Source organism: Pseudonocardia sp. UM4_GMWB1 (genome assembly GCF_017312155.1).
GTDB classification, from domain to species: domain Bacteria; phylum Actinomycetota; class Actinomycetes; order Mycobacteriales; family Pseudonocardiaceae; genus Pseudonocardia; species Pseudonocardia alni.
The window spans coordinates 299,878-316,748 of record NZ_QJPN01000001.1 but is presented as its reverse complement, the minus strand read 5'-3'; the positions used below and the strand labels follow the sequence as shown (position 1 = coordinate 316,748).

19 protein-coding genes and 1 pseudogene are annotated in these 16,871 nt (G+C 73.2%); 15 read left to right on the top strand and 5 right to left on the bottom strand.

Translation table 11 applies throughout. The annotated features are described in order from the left end of the window. Positions 1-11: 11 nt before the first annotated feature. Both DMP15_RS01600 and DMP15_RS01595 read right to left on the bottom strand, forming a co-directional pair. A complete protein-coding gene (locus DMP15_RS01600; protein ID WP_073575644.1) occupies positions 12-503 on the bottom strand; it encodes a COG4315 family predicted lipoprotein in 492 nt (163 codons plus the stop codon). 36 nt (positions 504-539) lie between these two features. Then, positions 540-1,478, bottom strand: coding sequence for an ATP-binding cassette domain-containing protein (locus DMP15_RS01595; protein ID WP_161151568.1), 939 nt, complete (start codon positions 1,476-1,478; stop codon positions 540-542). 125 nt (positions 1,479-1,603) lie between these two features. Here DMP15_RS01595 and DMP15_RS01590 point away from each other — a divergent pair, with 125 nt between their 5' ends. The 9 genes from DMP15_RS01590 to DMP15_RS01550 all read left to right on the top strand — a co-directional run bounded on the left by DMP15_RS01590 (position 1,604) and on the right by DMP15_RS01550 (position 10,368). After that, complete coding sequence (locus DMP15_RS01590; protein WP_161151567.1) at positions 1,604-2,023, top strand: hypothetical protein; 420 nt, start codon at positions 1,604-1,606, stop codon at positions 2,021-2,023. Between the two features lie 20 nt (positions 2,024-2,043). After that, positions 2,044-2,433, top strand: coding sequence for a hypothetical protein (locus tag DMP15_RS01585; protein ID WP_253067744.1), 390 nt, complete (start codon positions 2,044-2,046; stop codon positions 2,431-2,433). Positions 2,434-2,575: 142 nt separating this feature from the next. Next, a complete protein-coding gene (locus DMP15_RS01580; protein ID WP_337825374.1) occupies positions 2,576-4,120 on the top strand; it encodes an acyl-CoA synthetase in 1,545 nt (514 codons plus the stop codon). A gap of 140 nt (positions 4,121-4,260) precedes the next feature. After that, a complete protein-coding gene (locus DMP15_RS01575; RefSeq protein ID WP_253067746.1) occupies positions 4,261-4,701 on the top strand; it encodes an SCP2 sterol-binding domain-containing protein in 441 nt (146 codons plus the stop codon). 39 nt (positions 4,702-4,740) lie between these two features. Continuing rightward, entirely contained in the window at positions 4,741-5,796 is a 1,056-nt protein-coding gene (locus DMP15_RS01570; protein ID WP_083658620.1) for an alcohol dehydrogenase catalytic domain-containing protein, read from the top strand. Beyond that, complete coding sequence (locus DMP15_RS01565) at positions 5,793-7,316, top strand: aldehyde dehydrogenase family protein (protein ID WP_073575649.1); 1,524 nt, start codon at positions 5,793-5,795, stop codon at positions 7,314-7,316. Before DMP15_RS01570 ends, DMP15_RS01565 begins: the two co-directional genes overlap by 4 nt. Positions 7,317-7,535: 219 nt before the next feature. After that, complete coding sequence (locus DMP15_RS01560) at positions 7,536-8,879, top strand: cytochrome P450 (protein ID WP_083658621.1); 1,344 nt, start codon at positions 7,536-7,538, stop codon at positions 8,877-8,879. Beyond that, on the top strand, positions 8,879-9,079 hold the full coding sequence (locus DMP15_RS01555; protein WP_062399393.1) for a ferredoxin: 201 nt from the start codon (positions 8,879-8,881) through the stop codon (positions 9,077-9,079). The genes DMP15_RS01560 and DMP15_RS01555 overlap by 1 nt, the downstream gene beginning before the upstream one ends. Before the next feature lie 71 nt (positions 9,080-9,150). Continuing rightward, complete coding sequence (locus DMP15_RS01550; RefSeq protein ID WP_073575652.1) at positions 9,151-10,368, top strand: NAD(P)/FAD-dependent oxidoreductase; 1,218 nt, start codon at positions 9,151-9,153, stop codon at positions 10,366-10,368. Here the strand turns inward: DMP15_RS01550 and DMP15_RS01545 are convergent. Beyond that, on the bottom strand, positions 10,365-11,039 hold the full coding sequence (locus DMP15_RS01545) for a TetR/AcrR family transcriptional regulator (protein WP_073575653.1): 675 nt from the start codon (positions 11,037-11,039) through the stop codon (positions 10,365-10,367). The two genes, DMP15_RS01550 and DMP15_RS01545, sit on opposite strands and share 4 nt — an antisense overlap. Positions 11,040-11,127: 88 nt before the next feature. Here DMP15_RS01545 and DMP15_RS01540 point away from each other — a divergent pair, with 88 nt between their 5' ends. Continuing rightward, positions 11,128-12,051 (top strand): ATP-binding cassette domain-containing protein, encoded by a 924-nt coding sequence (locus DMP15_RS01540; RefSeq protein WP_139282807.1) that lies wholly within the window; start codon positions 11,128-11,130, stop codon positions 12,049-12,051. Positions 12,052-12,076: 25 nt separating this feature from the next. On the opposite strand, the gene DMP15_RS01535 is transcribed toward DMP15_RS01540, so the two are convergent. After that, complete coding sequence (locus tag DMP15_RS01535) at positions 12,077-12,676, bottom strand: rhodanese-like domain-containing protein (protein ID WP_073575655.1); 600 nt, start codon at positions 12,674-12,676, stop codon at positions 12,077-12,079. A gap of 134 nt (positions 12,677-12,810) precedes the next feature. On the opposite strand from DMP15_RS01535, the gene DMP15_RS01530 reads away from it, so the two are divergent. Then, on the top strand, positions 12,811-13,212 hold the full coding sequence (locus tag DMP15_RS01530; protein ID WP_073575656.1) for a hypothetical protein: 402 nt from the start codon (positions 12,811-12,813) through the stop codon (positions 13,210-13,212). Positions 13,213-13,218: 6 nt separating this feature from the next. Here the strand turns inward: DMP15_RS01530 and DMP15_RS01525 are convergent, their stop codons facing one another. Continuing rightward, positions 13,219-14,280: a YeiH family protein gene (locus tag DMP15_RS01525; protein ID WP_073575658.1), complete on the bottom strand. Its 1,062-nt coding sequence runs from the start codon at positions 14,278-14,280 to the stop codon at positions 13,219-13,221. Between the two features lie 71 nt (positions 14,281-14,351). Here DMP15_RS01525 and DMP15_RS01520 point away from each other — a divergent pair. From DMP15_RS01520 to DMP15_RS01505, 4 genes and pseudogenes are all read left to right on the top strand, one after another. Beyond that, positions 14,352-15,041: pseudogene (locus DMP15_RS01520) on the top strand (hypothetical protein); the annotation flags it as partial. Between the two features lie 68 nt (positions 15,042-15,109). After that, entirely contained in the window at positions 15,110-15,562 is a 453-nt protein-coding gene (locus DMP15_RS01515) for a hypothetical protein (RefSeq protein WP_337825373.1), read from the top strand. A gap of 11 nt (positions 15,563-15,573) precedes the next feature. Continuing rightward, on the top strand, positions 15,574-15,936 hold the full coding sequence (locus DMP15_RS01510; RefSeq protein WP_073575659.1) for a BlaI/MecI/CopY family transcriptional regulator: 363 nt from the start codon (positions 15,574-15,576) through the stop codon (positions 15,934-15,936). Next, entirely contained in the window at positions 15,933-16,871 is a 939-nt protein-coding gene (locus DMP15_RS01505; protein WP_073575660.1) for a M56 family metallopeptidase, read from the top strand. Before DMP15_RS01510 ends, DMP15_RS01505 begins: the two co-directional genes overlap by 4 nt.

Here is a 16,871-nt window from a genome sequence, read left to right as displayed (position 1 = left end):
TCCCGCGCGGGTCAGCGGACGGCCGCCGCCGGGACCGGGTCGCCGTCCGGGTTCAGCGGCATCCAGGTCCCGCCGAAGGCCTCGACGCCCTGGCCGGTCACCGCACCCGGGGCCGCGTCGCCCGCGAAGCGGTGCAGGAGATGCCCGGCGTAGGTCACCACCTGCCCGCCGCCGGCCGTCGGGGTGGTGCCCAGCACGTCGGTGCGCAGCGGGTTCAGCGCCGGGTCGGCGGGGTGCGGCACGCCGTCGGCGACATAGGCCGGCCACTGCGCGAGGCAGTCACCGGTGCAGTCCCCGGCCGGGACGCGCGCGTACAGCACCCGGCCCTGCCCGTCGGCGAGCACCGCGCCGGCCGCCGAGGTGACGACGTCGACGGTCGTGTCGCCGCCGGAGAGGGTGAACCGCTCCTCGGGGGCCGCGGGCCCGGGGGACGAACAGGCGCCGAGGGTGAGGGCGGCCGCGGCGAGGAGCAGGGCGGCACGGTGGCGGGACGGGGTGGGCACGGTTCCTCCGGACGGTGGGGGTCGGTGGGGTGGGGCTCAGCGGGTGAGCAGCAGGAACAGGCAGTACGAGGTGACCAGCGCCAGCACCACGAGTGCCGGTACCAGCAGCCGCGGGTCCAGCTCGATCGTGCGGGAGCGGCGGCGCGGTCCGTCCAGCTCGGCGCGGGTCGCCTCCGGGTCGGGCGGGCCGAGGAAGTCCGAGATGCGGAAGCGGCGGTCGAAGTCGTCGGCGTCGGCGACGCCGTGCAGCAGCTCCGACGGCGGCCCGCAGGCCACGATCCGGCCGTGGCACAGGATCGCCACGGTGTCGGCCAGCTCCCGGGCCAGCGCGATGTCGTGCGTGGTGACCAGCACCGTCGCCCCCGTGCGCTCGTGCTGCTCCCGGACGGCCGCGACGAGCGTGTCCGCGTGCGCGGCGTCCAGCCCGGTCTCCAGCTCGTCCAGGACGAGCACCGGAGCCTCGACGGCGAGCGTGCGGGCGATCGCCAGCCGCTTGCGCCCGTGCGCGGGCAGCTCGGCGGGCAGCGTGTCGGCGCGGTCGTGCAGCCGCATCTCGCGCAGCCGGTGCATCGCGATCCGCTCGACCCGCTCCGGGGACAGGCCGCGGCCGTCGAGGGCGTAGGCGAGGTTGTCGTAGGCCGACAGCGAGCCGAACAGCGACGACTCGAAGACCGACGGCCCGCCGAACAGCACGCTCATGCCGCGCCGGAGTTGTCGCAGCTGCGCCTCGCCCGCCGCGTGCACGTCGACCCCGTCGACCGTGACGGTGCCCCGGCCCGGGGCGACGAGCCCGGCGAGGTGACGGACCAGGGTGGTCTTGCCCGAGCCGGACGGTCCCATCAGGACGGTGACGGTGCCGGGCGCCAGGTGCAGGCCGAGCCGGAACAGCACCGGGGTGTCGTCGATCGTCGTCGTGACGTCGGTGAAGTCGATCGCGGGTCCGCGGGGGGACGCGCCGGACACGGGTCCCGTCACCACACCAGTGGACGCCGTCGCGGCGGGCCGCTCGTCTCCCGGGGGTGGTGACTCCCTCTCCCGTAGTGGGTGTCCCGACGCGTGGAGGGGTCCGTGCGAACGGACGGGAGCTCTAGCCTGCGGCCATGGGCGAGCAGGTGCGGAGCCGGTCCACGATGCCGTGGGCACTGGTGGTGTCGGCCGCCGCGTGGATGCTGACCGCGGTGCTGCCGGCCGTCGCATGGGCGGGCCTGCGGCCCGAGTCGACGGTCGACGAGGACACCGCGAGCACGCTGGCCGGGCAGGGCGCCCCCGTCGTCGAGCTCGGGACGACGGCGCCGTACCCCGCGTGGCTGCTGCTCCTGCTCGCGGTGCTGCTCGTCGCGGCGGGCGCCGGCCTGGCGCTGCGCCGCCGCGCGGCCCGTTACCCCGCGGTCGTCCTGTCCGTTGTGTCGGTGGTGCTCCTCGCCTCGGCGGGGCGCTGGGAGACCGTCCCGGCGATGGTGCTGCTGGTGGTGGGGACCGTTCCGCTGCTGACACCCTCCGCGCTGCGACACCTGCGCTGAGCCGACCGAAGGGAGACCTCGTGGCCGTCCCGGGGTTCGACTGGTTCTCCGACCGAGTGGACTGGGTCAGCCTGGTCCGCGGTGCCTCACTGGCGTTCAGCGTGCTGGTGATCGGCGGCCTCGCCGCGCCGCTGGGCGCGCGGATCCCGGTGGTCGGCCCGGCCTGGCTGATCATCACCGCGGTCGTCGCGTTCGTGCTGGCCGGCTACCGGATCGGCGACGCCGTCGACCCACGTGTGCACGGCGCCGGCGCCGCCGTCGCCGGGTACCTGCTCGTGCTGCCGCTGGTCGTGCTCGGCACCGGGGAGCTCGACCCCACGCAGCTGGTCCTCACCCTGCTCACCGCGGTGATCATGGGCGCGATCGCCGGGCACCTCGCGGGCCGGAACCGGGACCGCCGCACCGCCTGACCGGCCCGCGTACCCGAGCGGGGGAGGAACCACCCCCCCGGGAGGGATGCCGGGTCACACAGCGTGCCGACACGATGCGGGCTGCGACGGCGGTGCCTCGCCCGGCGCCGCTGCGATCCACTCTCGAAGGGGAGAGCAGCCCGTGTTCCCAGGGACCCATGCGCGCACCCGGCCCGACCACCCGGCGGTCGTCCAGCCCGAGACCGGCCGTACCACGACCTACGCCGAGCTCGACGACCGTTCGCGCCGGATCGCCCACGTCCTGCGCGACGCCGGACTGCGCCGCGGCGACCACGTCGCGTTCGTCTCCGACAACGCCCCCGAGGTCTTCGAGATCTACTGGGCCGCGCTGCGCTCGGGCCTCTACGTCACCGGGATCAACCACCACCTGTCCCCGGACGAGGCCGCCTACATCGCCACCGACTGCGGTGCGAAGGTCCTGTTCGCGGCGGCGGCGAAGCGGGAGCTCGCCGAAGCGCTGGTGGAGCGGACCTCCGGTGTCGAGCGGCGCTTCGCCTTCGGGGGCGCGGTCGAGGGCTACGAGTCCCTCGGCGCGGCGATGGAGCTGGCCGCGGACGGGCCGCTGCCCGAGCAGCCCCGCGGTGCGGACATGCTCTACTCCTCGGGCACCACCGGCCGGCCCAAGGGCATCAAGCCCGCGCTGCCGACGATCCAGGTCGACGAGCCCGGTGACCTCTACACCGCGGTGTTCGGCCCGATGTACGAGTTCGGCGAGGACACCGTCTACTACTCCCCGTCGCCGGTCTACCACGCCGCGCCGCTGCGCTTCGGCGGCATCGTGCACGCCCTCGGCGGCACCGTCGTCATGGCGCAGAGGTTCCGGTCCGAGGACACCCTGGAGCACCTGGCGCGCTACCGGGTCACGCACGGCCAGTTCGTGCCGACGATGTTCGTGCGGATGCTCAAGCTCCCCGAGGAGATCCGTCGAGGTCACGACCTGTCGTCGCTGCGGGTGGCCGTGCACGCGGCGGCGCCGTGCCCGGTCGACGTCAAGCAGAAGATGATCGACTGGTGGGGCCCGGTCCTGCACGAGTACTACTCCTCGACCGAGGGCAACGGCGTCACCTTCATCGACTCGGCGGCCTGGGCGGAGAAGCCCGGCAGCGTGGGCAAGGCGGGCCTCGGCGTCATCCGGGTGTGCGACGACGACGGCACGGAGCTCCCGACCGGCGAGGTCGGTACCGTCTACTTCGAACGCGACGTCCCGCCGTTCGAGTACCACAACGACCCCGAGCGGACCCGCGACGCGCGCCATCCCGAGCACGAGAACTGGTCCACCACCGGCGACGTCGGCTACGTCGACGACGACGGCTACCTGTTCCTCACCGACCGCAAGGCGTTCATGATCATCTCAGGTGGGGTGAACATCTACCCGCAGGAGGTCGAGGACGTCCTCACCCTGCACCCGAAGGTCTACGACGTCGCCGTCATCGGCGTGCCCGACCCGGAGATGGGCGAGCAGGTCAAGGCCGTCGTGCAGACCCCCGAGGGCGTCGAGGGCTGCCCGGAGCTCGAGGCCGAGCTGCTGGAGTTCGTCCGCGCGCGGATCGCCCACTACAAGGCCCCGCGCAGCGTCGACTTCGCCGCCGAGCTGCCCCGCAGCGCGACCGGGAAGCTCGTCAAGGGTGAGCTGCGCGCGCAGTACGCCGAGGGCGCCCGGGTCTGACACACGCGGACGGCGGTCACCCCGTGGAGCCGCCCGTCACGCACCGTGCATCCGTAAGGAGCACGGAACCACCCCCCGGGAGCGATGTGACCCCCCTCGCTCCCGGACAGCATTGCTACCACCGACGGCGCCCGCTCCGGGTGTCCGCACCAGCACTCAACGAGGAGATCGAGATGGCCTTCTTCGCCGACAGCACCGAGGTCGACACGTACATCGGCGGTGTGTTCCGCGCGGCGAACGACCACCCCGAGTCCGGGCCGAAGATGCGCGCGGCCGGCATCAACCTGCGGGTGCTCTACACCGACCCGGACACCGAGATGTGGGTCAAGATGCACGACCCCGCCATGGAGGTCCACACCGGCGCCGACGACGACAAGGCCGACATCACCCTGATGATGCGCGCCGACACCGGTGACAAGTTCTGGCGTGGTGAGTACAACCTCGCCGTCGGGCTGGCCAAGGGTGAGGTCAAGGCCAAGGGCCCGGTCAACAAGATCCTGAAGCTGGTCCCGCTGACCAAGCCGCTGTTCCCGATGTACCGCGAGCTGGTCGCCGAGAAGGACGCCTCCGCGACCGCCTGACCTCCCCCCACCCCAGAGCAGAGGAAGGACGCCGATCCGATGGCGACCATGAAGGCGGTCGTACTCCGCGAGCCGCACAAGATCGAGGTCATGGAGGTCCCGAAGCCGGAGATCACCGACCCCGGTGACGTCCTGCTGCGGGTCGACCTCACGGCGATCTGCGGTACCGACCTGCACCCCTACGAGGGGCGCATCGTGATCGAGGACGACGTCGTCCTCGGCCACGAGTTCCTCGGCACCGTCGAGGCCGTCGGATCGGGTGTCGGCCTGATCTCCGAGGGCGACCGGGCCGTCGCGTCGTGCGTGGTCAGCTGCGGGCACTGCTACAACTGCCGACGTAACCGCCCCGGCCAGTGCTTCGGGACGATGATCTTCGGGCTCGGCGTCACCTTCGGTGGCCTGTCCGGCGGCCAGGCCGAGTACGTGATCGTTCCGAACGCGGACCGCACCCTGCGCAAGCTGCCCGAGGAGGGCAGGGGCAACGACGAGGACAAGCTCTTCGTCGGCGACATCATGGCCACCGGCTACGAGGCCGTGCGCAAGTTCATCCAGCCCGGGGACACCGTCGCCGTGGTCGGGGCCGGCCCGGTGGGACTGTGCGCCGCGATGGCGGCGAACGTGCTGGGCGCGTCCCAGACCGTCGTCGTGGACAAGGTCCCGTCCCGGCTCAAGGAGGCGGAGGCCATCGGCGCGATCCCGGTCAACGCCGACGAGACCGACCCCGCCGACGCGGTCCAGGACCTCACCGACTGGCGCGGGGCGGACGTCGTGATCGACGCCGTCGGGCACCCGTCGGCGCTGCTGTCGGCGTGCACCCTGGTGCGCTCCGGCGGCGCGATCTCGATCCCCGGTGTGTACACCGAGGACACCATCGAGCTGCCCTTCGGCGACCTGTACCTCAAGGGCGTCACCATCGCCCAGGGCGTCGCGAACATCACGAACTACATGGACGAGACGCTGGCGCTCATCGCGGCCGGCAAGCTCGACCCGAGCCGGTTCGTCTCGCACCGGATGCCGATGTCGCAGGCGACGGAGGCGTACCGGATGTTCGAGGAGCGCGAGGCCACCAAGATCGTCCTGGACCCGACCGCATGACCGCCGGGACGACGGTCCGCCACTTCCCGATGCACATCGGTGGCAAGGCCGTGGACGGAGGCGACCACCTGGAGATCCGCGACCCGCAGAACGGCGAGCTCGTCGCCACCGCGGCGTCGGGCGGGGCGGCGGCCGTCGACGCGGCCGTGGACGCGGCCCAGGCCGCCTTCGACGACGGCGGCTGGTCCCGCGCCACCCCCGCGCACCGCGCCTCGGTGATGCGGGCCATCGCGGACCGGCTCGGCGAGCGGCTCGACGAGATGGTCGAGCTGGAGATCATGGCCAACGGCGCCACCGTGCGCCAGGCCACCGGCTTCCACGTCGGCTACTGCGCCCCGCACCTCGAGTACTTCGCCGGTCTGGCGGAGCGCTACGAGTTCGAGACGCCCATGCCGCGGGCGACGTTCCCGGTGCTCGGCCAGTCGACGCTCCGCAAGGAGCCGATCGGCGTGGTCGGCGCGATCGCACCGTGGAACTTCCCGCTGCTGCTGTCGCTGTGGAAGTTCGCGCCGGCCCTGGCCGTCGGCAACTCGGTGATCCTCAAGCCGGACGAGAAGACGCCGCTGTCGGCGCTGGAGTTCGCCCGGATCGCCGAGGAGTGCGGGCTGCCGCCGGGCGTGTTCAACGTCGTCCCGGGCCCCGGCCCGGACGCGGGCGCCCGCCTGGCGTCGCACCCGGGCGTCGGCAAGATCGGTTTCACCGGGTCCACCGACGTCGGGCGCGAGATCATGCGCCTGGCCTCGGGCACGGTGAAGGCGGTGACCCTGGAGCTCGGCGGCAAGTCGCCGGCGCTGGTCCTCGACGACGCCGACCTGGACATCGCCGTCGACGGCGTGCTGTACGGCTGCATGCTCTACTCCGGCCAGGTCTGCGAGTCGATGACCCGGCTGCTGCTGCCGGACTCGCTGCACGACGAGTTCGTGGAGCGCATGGTCGCCCGGGCCTCCACCATCCAGCTCGGGGACACCCGGGACTGGGAGACCGACATGGGTCCGGTCGTCTCGGCGAAGCAGAAGGACCGCATCCTCGAGCTGATCCAGTCCGGCAAGGACGAGGGCGCCACCGCCGTCCTGGGCGGCGGAGAGGCCCACGTCGAGGGGTACGAGGGCGGCCACTGGATCCAGCCGACCATCTTCACCGGCGTCCGCAACGACATGCGGATCGCCCGCGAGGAGATCTTCGGCCCGGTGCTGTCGGTCATCCGCTACGGCTCCGAGGCCGAGGGCGTCGCCCTGGCCAACGACACCCAGTACGGGCTCGCGTCGTCGGTGTGGAGCCGCGACAACTCCCGTGCCCTGGACGTCGCCGAGAAGATCAAGGCCGGCTCGGTCTGGATCAACGACGCGCACCAGATCAACTGCGAGGTGCCCTTCGGCGGGTACAAGCAGTCCGGTGTGGGCCGCGAGCTCGGCCCGCGCGCGCTGGACCCCTACGTCGAGGAGAAGAACGTCCACCTCGACCTGTCCGGCACCCGCGACGCCCGTCCGTACGACGTGCTGCTCAGCCACGCCGAGGACTGAGGCCGGCGGTCGACCGGCCGAAGCTCGACGCCGAGCACCCTCCCGGGCCCTCCCCGGCGACCGCCCGTGCCGGGGAGGGCCCCTCCCTCTCCCGTTGGGGGTACGACGTCGCCCTCCCGGGGTGACGCCCGCTCCCCACCCGTCTCCGCACACTGTCCCCGACCGTGTGTCGCCAGCTTTCCGCCCGCGGAGCAGACCGCAGGGCTCGGAGGAGATCCGATGACCGCCACCTTCGACGCCACCGACTTCGAGTCGGAGATGTACGACCCGGACGCCGTGGACATGATCCCGGCCACCAGCGAGGGCAAGCCCGAGCACTACCCGGTCGACATCTCCACCAAGGCGTTCTGGAACCAGACCTCCGAACAGCGCGAGGAGACCTTCAAGGTCCTGCGCCGTGAGCAGCCGGTGTCCTGGCAGCGGCCCGTCGACGACGCGGTCACCCCCGACCCCGACGACCCGGGCTACTGGGCCGTGGTCAGCCACGCCGACATCGTGAAGGTCTCCCGGGACAACGACACCTACATCTCGGGCCAGGGCGTGCTGTTCGACCTGCTCCCGCCGATCTTCCTCGAGCTGACCCAGTCCTTCCTGGCGATGGACAACCCGAAGCACGACCGGCTGCGCAAGCTGGTCGCCTCGGCGTTCACGCCGAGGCAGATCGCGCTGATCGACGACAAGATCGCGCTCGCGGCGAAGGAGGTCGTCGACGGCGTCGTCGCCGAGACCTCCGGCGAGATCGACTTCGTCACCAGCGTCGCGAAGGTCCTGCCCACCCGGATCTTCTGCGACATCATGGGCATCCCGGAGCACCTGCGCGAGGCCACAGAGAAGAACGCGGCGGACATCGTCGCCTGGGCCGACGACGAGGTGCTCGCCGGCCGCCAGGCCGACGAGGTGCAGGTGCAGGCCGCGACGAACCTGCACGACATCGCCACCGAGCTGATCGAGCTCAAGACCGCCGAGCCCTCCGACGACCTGATCACCTCGCTGATCAACGCCGAGGTCGACGGGCAGAAGCTCGACGAGTTCGAGATCGGCTCGTTCTTCGTGCTCATGGCCGTCGCCGGTACCGACACCACCCGGCACACCTCGTCGTTCACCGTCCGCGCCTTCACCCAGTTCCCCGAGCAGAAGCAGTGGCTCATGGAGGACTACGACGGCCGGATCTCGGGCGCCATCGAGGAGTTCGTCCGGTACGCCTGCCCGGTGATGACCTTCCGTCGCACCGCGGTCGTCGAGACCGAGCTGGGCGGCAAGAAGATCGTCCCCGGCGACAAGGTCGTCATGTTCTACCCGTCGGGCTGCATGGACGAGAAGGTCTTCGACAACCCGGAGCAGTTCGACCTGTCGCGGGAGAACGCGAAGGCGCACACCGGGTTCGGCGGCGGCGGTGTCCACTTCTGCCTGGGCAACCAGCTCGCCAAGTCCATGCTGAAGGCGCTGTTCCGCGAGCTGCTGTTCCGCATCCCGCAGTTCGAGGTCGGTGAGCCCGAGCTGCTGGGCACCAACTTCATGCGCGGGGTGAAGCGCATGCCGTTCCGATTCTCCCTGGAGACGTGATGGGTCTTCGTATCGAGCTGGACGAGAGCAAGTGCAGCGGGCTCGGCCTCTGCGAGGCCGAGGCGCCGGAGCTGTTCGAGGTGCGTGACGACGGGTCGCTCGACATCCTCGACGCCACCCCGTCCGACGAGCACCGCGCGGCCTGCGAGGCGGCGATCGCCTCCTGCCCGACCGAGGCCCTGCGCCTCGTCGAGAGCTGACCCGCACCACCGCACCGCGGACGCCGGGGGCCGCCACCCCCGGCGTCTGCTCGTTCCCGAGGAGGACCACCGTGGAGCACCTCGTCGTCGTCGGGGCGTCGCTCGCCGGGATCCGTGCCGTCGAGTCCGCCCGCCGGGCCGGCCACACGGGCCGGATCACGCTGGTCGGCGCCGAGCGGCACCTTCCCTACGACCGCCCGCCGCTGTCCAAGGCGTTCCTCGACGACACCGGTGAGGAGCCCGCCGACCCGCGGTACCGGACCGAGGAGCACCTGCGTGACGAGCTGGGGGTGGAGCTGCGGCTCGGCAGCCCGGCCACGTCGCTGGACACCGGCGCGACGCTGGTCGGCATCGGCGACGGGTCCGAGGTCTCCTACGACGCGCTCGTCGTCGCCACCGGGGGAGCGGCCCGGATGCTGCCCGGCACGGAGCACCTGACCGGCGTGCACGCCCTGCGGACCTGGGACGACGCGCTCGCCGTGCGGTCCGCGCTGGACGCGGGCGCCCGCACCGTCGTGATCGGTGCCGGGTTCATCGGCTCGGAGGTGGCGAGCTCGGCGCGCAAGCGCGGCCTGTCCGCCACGATCGTCGAGACGCTGCCGGTCCCGCTGGTCCGCTCGGTCGGCGAGGACATGGGCACGGCCTGCGCGGATCTGCACCGCGAGCACGGCACCGACCTACGCTGCGGCGAGACGGTCGACGGGCTGGAGTCCTCCGCCGACGGCGCCGTCACCGGCGTCCGGCTGGGCTCGGGCGAGGTGGTCCCGGCGGACCTGGTGGTCGTCGGCATCGGCGTGTCCCCCTGCACGGAATGGCTGGCGGGGTCCGGCGTCGAGCTGCACGAGCGGGACCGGGGCGTCGTCGCCGACGCCACCCTGCGCGCCGCCGACGGTGTGTACGCCGCGGGCGACGTCGTGCACTTCCCGAACCACCTGTTCGACGGCGAGGTCATGCGCCTGGAGCACTGGACGACGGCCGCGGAGCAGGGCGCGCTGGCCGCGAAGAACGCGCTCGATCCGGCGAACGCCACCGAGCTCGGGACCGTGCCGTACTTCTGGTCGGACTGGTACTCTAGCCGGATCCAGTTCGTCGGCCGCCCGGCCGCCGACGAGATCCGGGTCGTGTCCTCCGAGCTGGGCGACGACCGGTTCCTCGCGCTCTACCGGCGCGGCGACCGGCTGGTCGGGACGATCACGATCGACCGACCCACCCAGATCATGAAGTACAAGCGGCTGATCTCGAAGCGCGCGAGCTGGGCCGAGGCGCTGGAGTTCGCCGGCGTCTCCTAGCCGTCGGTGCCGCCCGCCGGATCCTCGTCGGGAACGTCGAGCATCCGGCGGGCCAGGCGCTTCCAGCTCGCGAGGTGCGGGTCGGTCCGGTGGTCACGTGGGTGGATCGCGTAGGTCAACGCGACCCCGCGCATGCTGGTGAACAGCAGCTCACGGCACTCGTCGAAGTCGGAATGGCTGGACAGCACCGGCCCGAACATCGTTGCGACGACATGGGTCAGCGCGACGCCCATGCGTCGCTCGGCGGGGAACAGCTCGTTCCGGATGTCGGTGTTGGTCCGGGCGGCGGCCCACAGCTCCATCGACGCCCAGAAGTACGGCTGCGCGAAGGTGTCCCACAGCAGCTCGACCGCCCGGTCGCACCGTCCGGGCCCGGCGGTGCGGCCGTACTCCGAGGCCGGCACCCACTGCTCCATGTCGGCGATCTGCTCGACGACCAGGTACTGCGCGGCGGCGATGAGCAGCGACTCGCGGCTGGGGAAGTGGTGCAGCAGCCGCCCGCGCGACACCCCGGCACGGCGTTGCACGGTGACGGTCGTGGAGTGCGCGTAGCCGTTCTCGTAGAGCTCCTCCAACGCGGCGGCGAGAATGATCGCCCGGCTGCTGGCCCGGCGCTCGCCCTGGGTGCGGCGGGGCCGGGGCGGGCGTGGTTCGTCCACGGGGGAGACCATGCGGGGCAGGCTAGCCTCCGGCCGCACAGCGGATGTCTGTACACGCTGCTCCACCCGACCCTAGGGTTCGTCACCCGAGGGGGTGACGATGATCGACGACGTACTGGTCCCGACGGCACCGGCGGTCTCGTTCCGCGCGGTCCGGATGTCCTTCGACGCCGAGCCCGTGCTCGAGGGGATCGACCTCGAGCTGCCACCCGGCCGCACGACCGTCCTGCTCGGTCCGTCCGGCGTCGGCAAGACGACGCTGGTGCGGATCCTGCTCGGGCTCTACGCGCCCGAGTCGGGCGAGACCCTGGTGGACGGTCACGCGGTCGCCGGTCTGCGCGACGCCGAGCTGGCCGGGCTGCGTCGCCGGATGGGGGTCCTGCTCGGCGGGTCCTCGGTCTACGACGCGTCGCTGTTCGCGTCGCTGACGCTGTTCGACAACGTCGCCTACCCGCTGCGGGCGGCCGGGGCGCCCGACGCCGACGCCGCGACCTGGCGGATCCTGCACGAGTTCGACCTGGCCGACCACGCCACCGCGCTGCCGTCGGCGGTGTCGGCGGGGCAGCGCCGGCGGGCCGCGCTCGCGAGGGCCCTGGTCGGCGCGCCGCAGCTGCTGGTGCTCGACGACCCCGGGCCGGCCATGGACCTGCACAACCGCGAGCAGGTCGTGCGCGCCGTGCGCCGGCGTGCCGCGGACGCGACGGCACTCGTCGTCACCCACGACCTGCACCTGGCACGGGACCTGGGTGACCGGGTCGCGCTCCTGCTCGGCGGCCGGATCGTCGCCGACGGCCCGGTCGACGAGGTGCTCGGCGGGATCACCACCGCCGCCGACCTGGACGCCCGGTTCGGCGTGCGGGCGTCGCTGCCGGTGGCCTCCGCGGCCGAGCAGGCGGCGCTCGCGCGGCGGGCCCGGCGGCAGGGGCTCGGCGAGGCGTGGCTGCTCATGGGGGTGCTGCTCGTGATGCTCGCGTTGCTGTCGCTGGCCCTCGGCTCGGGCATGGTGGCGAACCCGGCGATCTGATCCCGGCCCGGCCGTCCGGGACGGATCAGCGGACGGGGCCGGGCTCCCGGCGCCGGACCTGCTCGACGACGGCGGCGGCCGCCGGCTCGGTGACGTCGCGGTTGAACGGCAGCCTCGCCAGCGCCGCCCCCATGGCGCAGGTGTTGCTCAGCGCGGAGAAGGTGAGCCCGGCGCCGATGCCGCCCGCGAGCAGCCGCAGCTTCGGTGTGGCGAGGCGTCCGCCGAGAATCCCGGTCAGCACCAGGGACCCGGCGACGAGCCGGACCTGCCGCTCCAGGGCCCACGCGGTGCGCCCCCGCACGACCTCGTGACCTGCGGCGACCCAGGCGGCCACCCCGCCGTCGAGCACGTGGGCGCGGTCCAGCCCGGCGGCGGCCAGGTGCCTGCGGCCCTGCTCGGCCCGCACGCCGGACTGGCAGACGAGCACCAGCGGCGACGACGGGTCGTCGAGGTGGCGGGCGAGCTCGGCCGTGTGCTCGGCGAGGGTGTTCAGCGGGACGTGGTACGAGCCGCGGATGTGCTGCGCCTCGAACTCGGCGGCACTGCGCACGTCGATGACCAGCGGCTCGGACCACTCGCGCAGGGCTGCGGGGGTCACGGTGCGGGTGGTGGGCTGGGCGGTCATGGGAACCCTTTCGGAGGAGCGAGACCGCAAATATACCCCAGGGGGTACTTCTGGGACCACATGGCGGGACGCCGGTAACGCATCCCGGGGTCCGCTTCGATCTGCAGAGTGAGGTCGGGACGTGAGGCGGGTGCATGGGCAGGAACGGGCCGTACGAGCGGTACTACGCGGAGCGCGAGGCCTCCGGGCAACGCACCGTGCTGTGGCCATGGGTGCTGCTCGCACTCGTCGTGCCGTTGCTGCTGGTCCGGTCGTTCGTGGTGGCCGACGAGCCCGCCGGGGCGACGGCGACCCACCAGGCCGCGCCGGCGCCCGCACGCGAGGCCGGGCAGGGCGTCCACCGGGCCGGGACCGACATCGAGCCCGGCACCTGGGCCACGGACGGCCCGGGATCCGGCGCCGAGTGCGGCTACACGCGCACCGCGGCCGACGGTGTCGAGATCGCCAGCGCCCGGCTGCACGGCGCGGCCGCCGCACGGTTCCTGGACGGGGAGTCGGTCGTCCTCACCGGGGGCTGCACCTGGACGGCCGACTGACCGGGGTCACAGGGTTCCGGTCACCGCCTGCAGCAGCAGGCTGCTCGCCCCGACCAGGATCCACAGACCCGCGCCGAGCAGCAGCGGACGCGGACCGGCGCGACGGAGGTCGGACAGGCGCATCGACAGCCCGATCCCGGCCAGCGCCGTCGTGATCAGGAACGTGCCGATCGTGGTGATCGCCGGGTGCCAGGCCTCGGGCACCAGTCCGGCGCTGGTCAGGGCGGAGGCGACGACGAACCCGATCAGGAAGGTCGGGACGAGCTTGCGCCACGGGAGCGAGTGGGTCCGCTCGCCGGCCGCTTCGGCATCCCGCCGGGCGACCCGGGTGGCGAGCACGAGCACGATCGGGATCAGCATCAGTGTCCGGGTCAGCTTCACGATGACCGAGTAGGGCCCGGCGTCACCGCCGAAGGCGTATCCGGCGGCGACGACCGAGGACGTGTCGTTGATCGCCGTGCCCGCCCAGAGGCCGAACGCGTGCGGCGCCAGGCCCATCAGATGGCCGAGCTGGGGGAAGGTCAGCACGGCGACCACGTTGAAGGTGAAGATCGTGCCGATGGCGTAGGCGACCTGCGACTCCTTCGCCCGGATCACGGCCTGGGTCGCCGCGATGGCGGACGCCCCGCAGATCGCGGTACCGACGCCGATGAGGAGCTGGGCGTCGCCCCGCACCCCGAGCAGTCGTCCGAGTCCCCAGGCGCCGGCGAGGGCCACGGCGAGCGTGCCGAGCATGACCGGCAGTGAGGTGAGTCCGACGTGGGCGATCTGGGCCAGGGACAACGTCAGGCCGAGCACCACGATCGAGGTCTGCAGGACCGGACGGGAGGCGAAGGCCAGCCCGGGCCGGAGCCGGTCGCCGGGCCGGAGCACGGTCGCGACGAGTACCCCGAGCACGATCCCGAACACCGGCCCGCCGATCACGGGTGTCTCGGTCCCGGCCGCCGTGGCGACGGCGGCGACGAGCAGGGCGACGGCGAGTCCGGGGAGACGGTCGCGGGCCCGGTCGGTGAAGGACGCGGTGGGTGCGTCGGTGGTCGAGGAGGCACGATCGGCGGTGGGCGCCATGGTGCGGACCTTCCGGTCGACGTCAATGTACGTACATTACGCCGTGAAACGGTAGACCGCCCGTGATCACGATGTCGACGACCGGTCCGGGGAGCCCTTCCCCGGGCGTCGGGGAATCGGTGAGGATGGCCGGTATGGACCAGTTCGAGGCGGACGGCACGGTCGGGAGCGACGGGGGTGGAGGCGCCGCGTTCGCGCTGGCAGGGGCGTCGCTGCCGCTGTCGGCGCCTGCCCGGGTCTACGTGTGCGGGATCACCCCCTACGACGTCACCCATCTGGGGCACGCCTCGACGTTCGTCTGGTCCGACGTGCTGACCCGGGTCGTGCGGGCGACCGGCACGCCGACCCGGGTGGCCCGCAACGTGACCGACGTCGACGACGTCCTCACCCGTACCGCCGCCGAGCGCCGGGTCGGCTACGACGAGTTCGGCCTGCGCCAGGAGTTCTGGTTCGACCGCACCATGGCCGACCTCCAGGTGGCCCCGCCCGACCACGCCCCGCACGCGCGCCACCACGTGAAGCACGTGATCGCGCTGGCCGCGGTGCTGCTGGTCACCGGCGCCGCCTACGAGCGCGACGGCGCGGTGTACTTCCGTGGCGCCGGCGTCCCGGACGCGGCGGGCCTGGACCGCGACACCGCACTGGCCCTGTCCGCCGAGTACGGCGACGATCCCCGCGACCCGCACCGGGACGACCCGTTCGACGTGCCGCTGTGGAAGCCCGCCGACGGCGACCACCCGGCGTGGCCGAGCCCCTGGGGTCCGGGACGCCCGGGCTGGCACGCCGAGTGCGCCGCGATGGCCCTGGCGACCCTCGGGGTGTCGTCGACGTGCTCGCGGGCGGCGCCGATCTGGCGTTCCCGCACCACGCGTACCAGTCGGCGATGGCCGCGGCCGCGACCGGCGCGGGCCTGTTCGCCCGACGTGGGTTCCGGGCCGGGATCGTGTCCGTCGACGGTGCCAAGATGGCCAAGTCCACCGGCAACCTCGTGCTGGTGCAGGACCTGCTCGCCGACACCCCGGGGGCCGCGGTGCGGCTGTTCCTGCTCGACCGGCCGTGGGCACAGCCGTGGGAGTACCGGTCCGAGGACCTCGCGCTCGCGACCGGCCGGCTGGAGGAGCTCTACGTCGCGGCCGGGCGCAAGCCCGGTTCGGCCGCCGCGGTGGACGCGGTGCGCGACGCGCTGCTCGACGACCTCGACGTGCCCCGCGCGGTGGGGACGGCGCTGGAGGCGGGCGGCGAGGCGGCCCGTGCGGTCATCCGTACCCTGGCCCTGCAGTAGCAGGAGGTGCGGTGGCCGGTCTGGGTGAGCTCGAGAGCCGTGTGATGGCGGCCCTGTGGGATGCCGGCGGCCCCCGGACCGTCCGTGCCGTCCACACGACACTCGCTGCCGAGCGGCCGCTCGCCTACACGACGGTCATGACCGTGCTGGACAACCTGCACGGCAAGGGCTGGGTGCGCCGCGAGCGCGCGGGGCGGGCCTGGGTCTACACCCCGGCGCGGGCACGCGAGGAGGCCGGCGCGGAGATGCTGCGCGACATGCTCGACTCGCTCGGCGACCCGCGCGGGGTCCTGCTGCACTTCGCCCGCGGGATGGACGAGGGGGAGTCGGAGTTCCTGCGCCGGGCCCTGTCCCGCGAGCGGGACGGCCCGTGACCGTCGCCCTCGGTCTGCTGCTGGCCGCGGTCGCCCTCGGTGTCACCGGGCCCGCCTACCTGCGGCCGACCGCGGACCCGCGGGTGCATCCGGGCCTCGCCCTGTCCGCCTGGGTGGTCACGCTGCTCGCGGCGGCGGGGTCGGCGGTCACCGCCGCCGCGGTGCTCGTGCTGCCCGACCCGTCCGTGCCCGACGGGATGCTGGGTGTCGCGGTCGTGTGCTGGCGCGCGCTGGCGCGGGGCACCGAGATCCCCTGGCTGCTGCTGGTCCGGCTCCTCGTCGGTGTCACGCTGCTGGCCCTGCTGGCCCGGGTCGCGGTCCTGTTCGCGGCGTCGCTGCGTCGGCAGCGACGGCACCTGACCGAACGGTCCGGAGCGTTGCGTGCCGTCGCCGAGGTCCGCGACGGCGTCTGGTGGATCCCGTGCGACGACCCGGTCGCGTTCTCCCTCGGCGGCGGTCGTCGGGGGATCGTCGTGGCCGCCACCGGTCTGCGCCGCCTCGGCCCCGGGGCCGTCGACGCGGTCCTCGCACACGAGCGCGCCCACGTACGGGGCCGTCACCACCTGGCGGTCGCGCTCGCCGTCGCCGCCGCGGACGCGCTGCCCCGGGTCCCGCTGTGCCGCGCGGCGCCGGGGGCGGTCGGGGTGCTGTGCGAGCTCGCCGCCGATGCGGCGGCGGTCCGCCGGCACGGCCCCCCAGCGGTCCGCGCCGCGCTCGCCGGGACGGCGGGGCGGACCGTGACGCCGCGCGGCGCGGTCGGGTTCGACGCGTTCCCCGAGGTGCGTCGCTCCTGGCTCGACTCGCCCCGGTCGGCCCTCCTGCGCGGCGACGGCGCCGCGGCCCGGCTGCTGACCGGTGCGGTGGCCCTGGTGCCCGCGCTGCTGCCCGCGGCCGGGGCGATCGCCCTGGTGCTCGCGGCCTGCCTCGCACCCTGA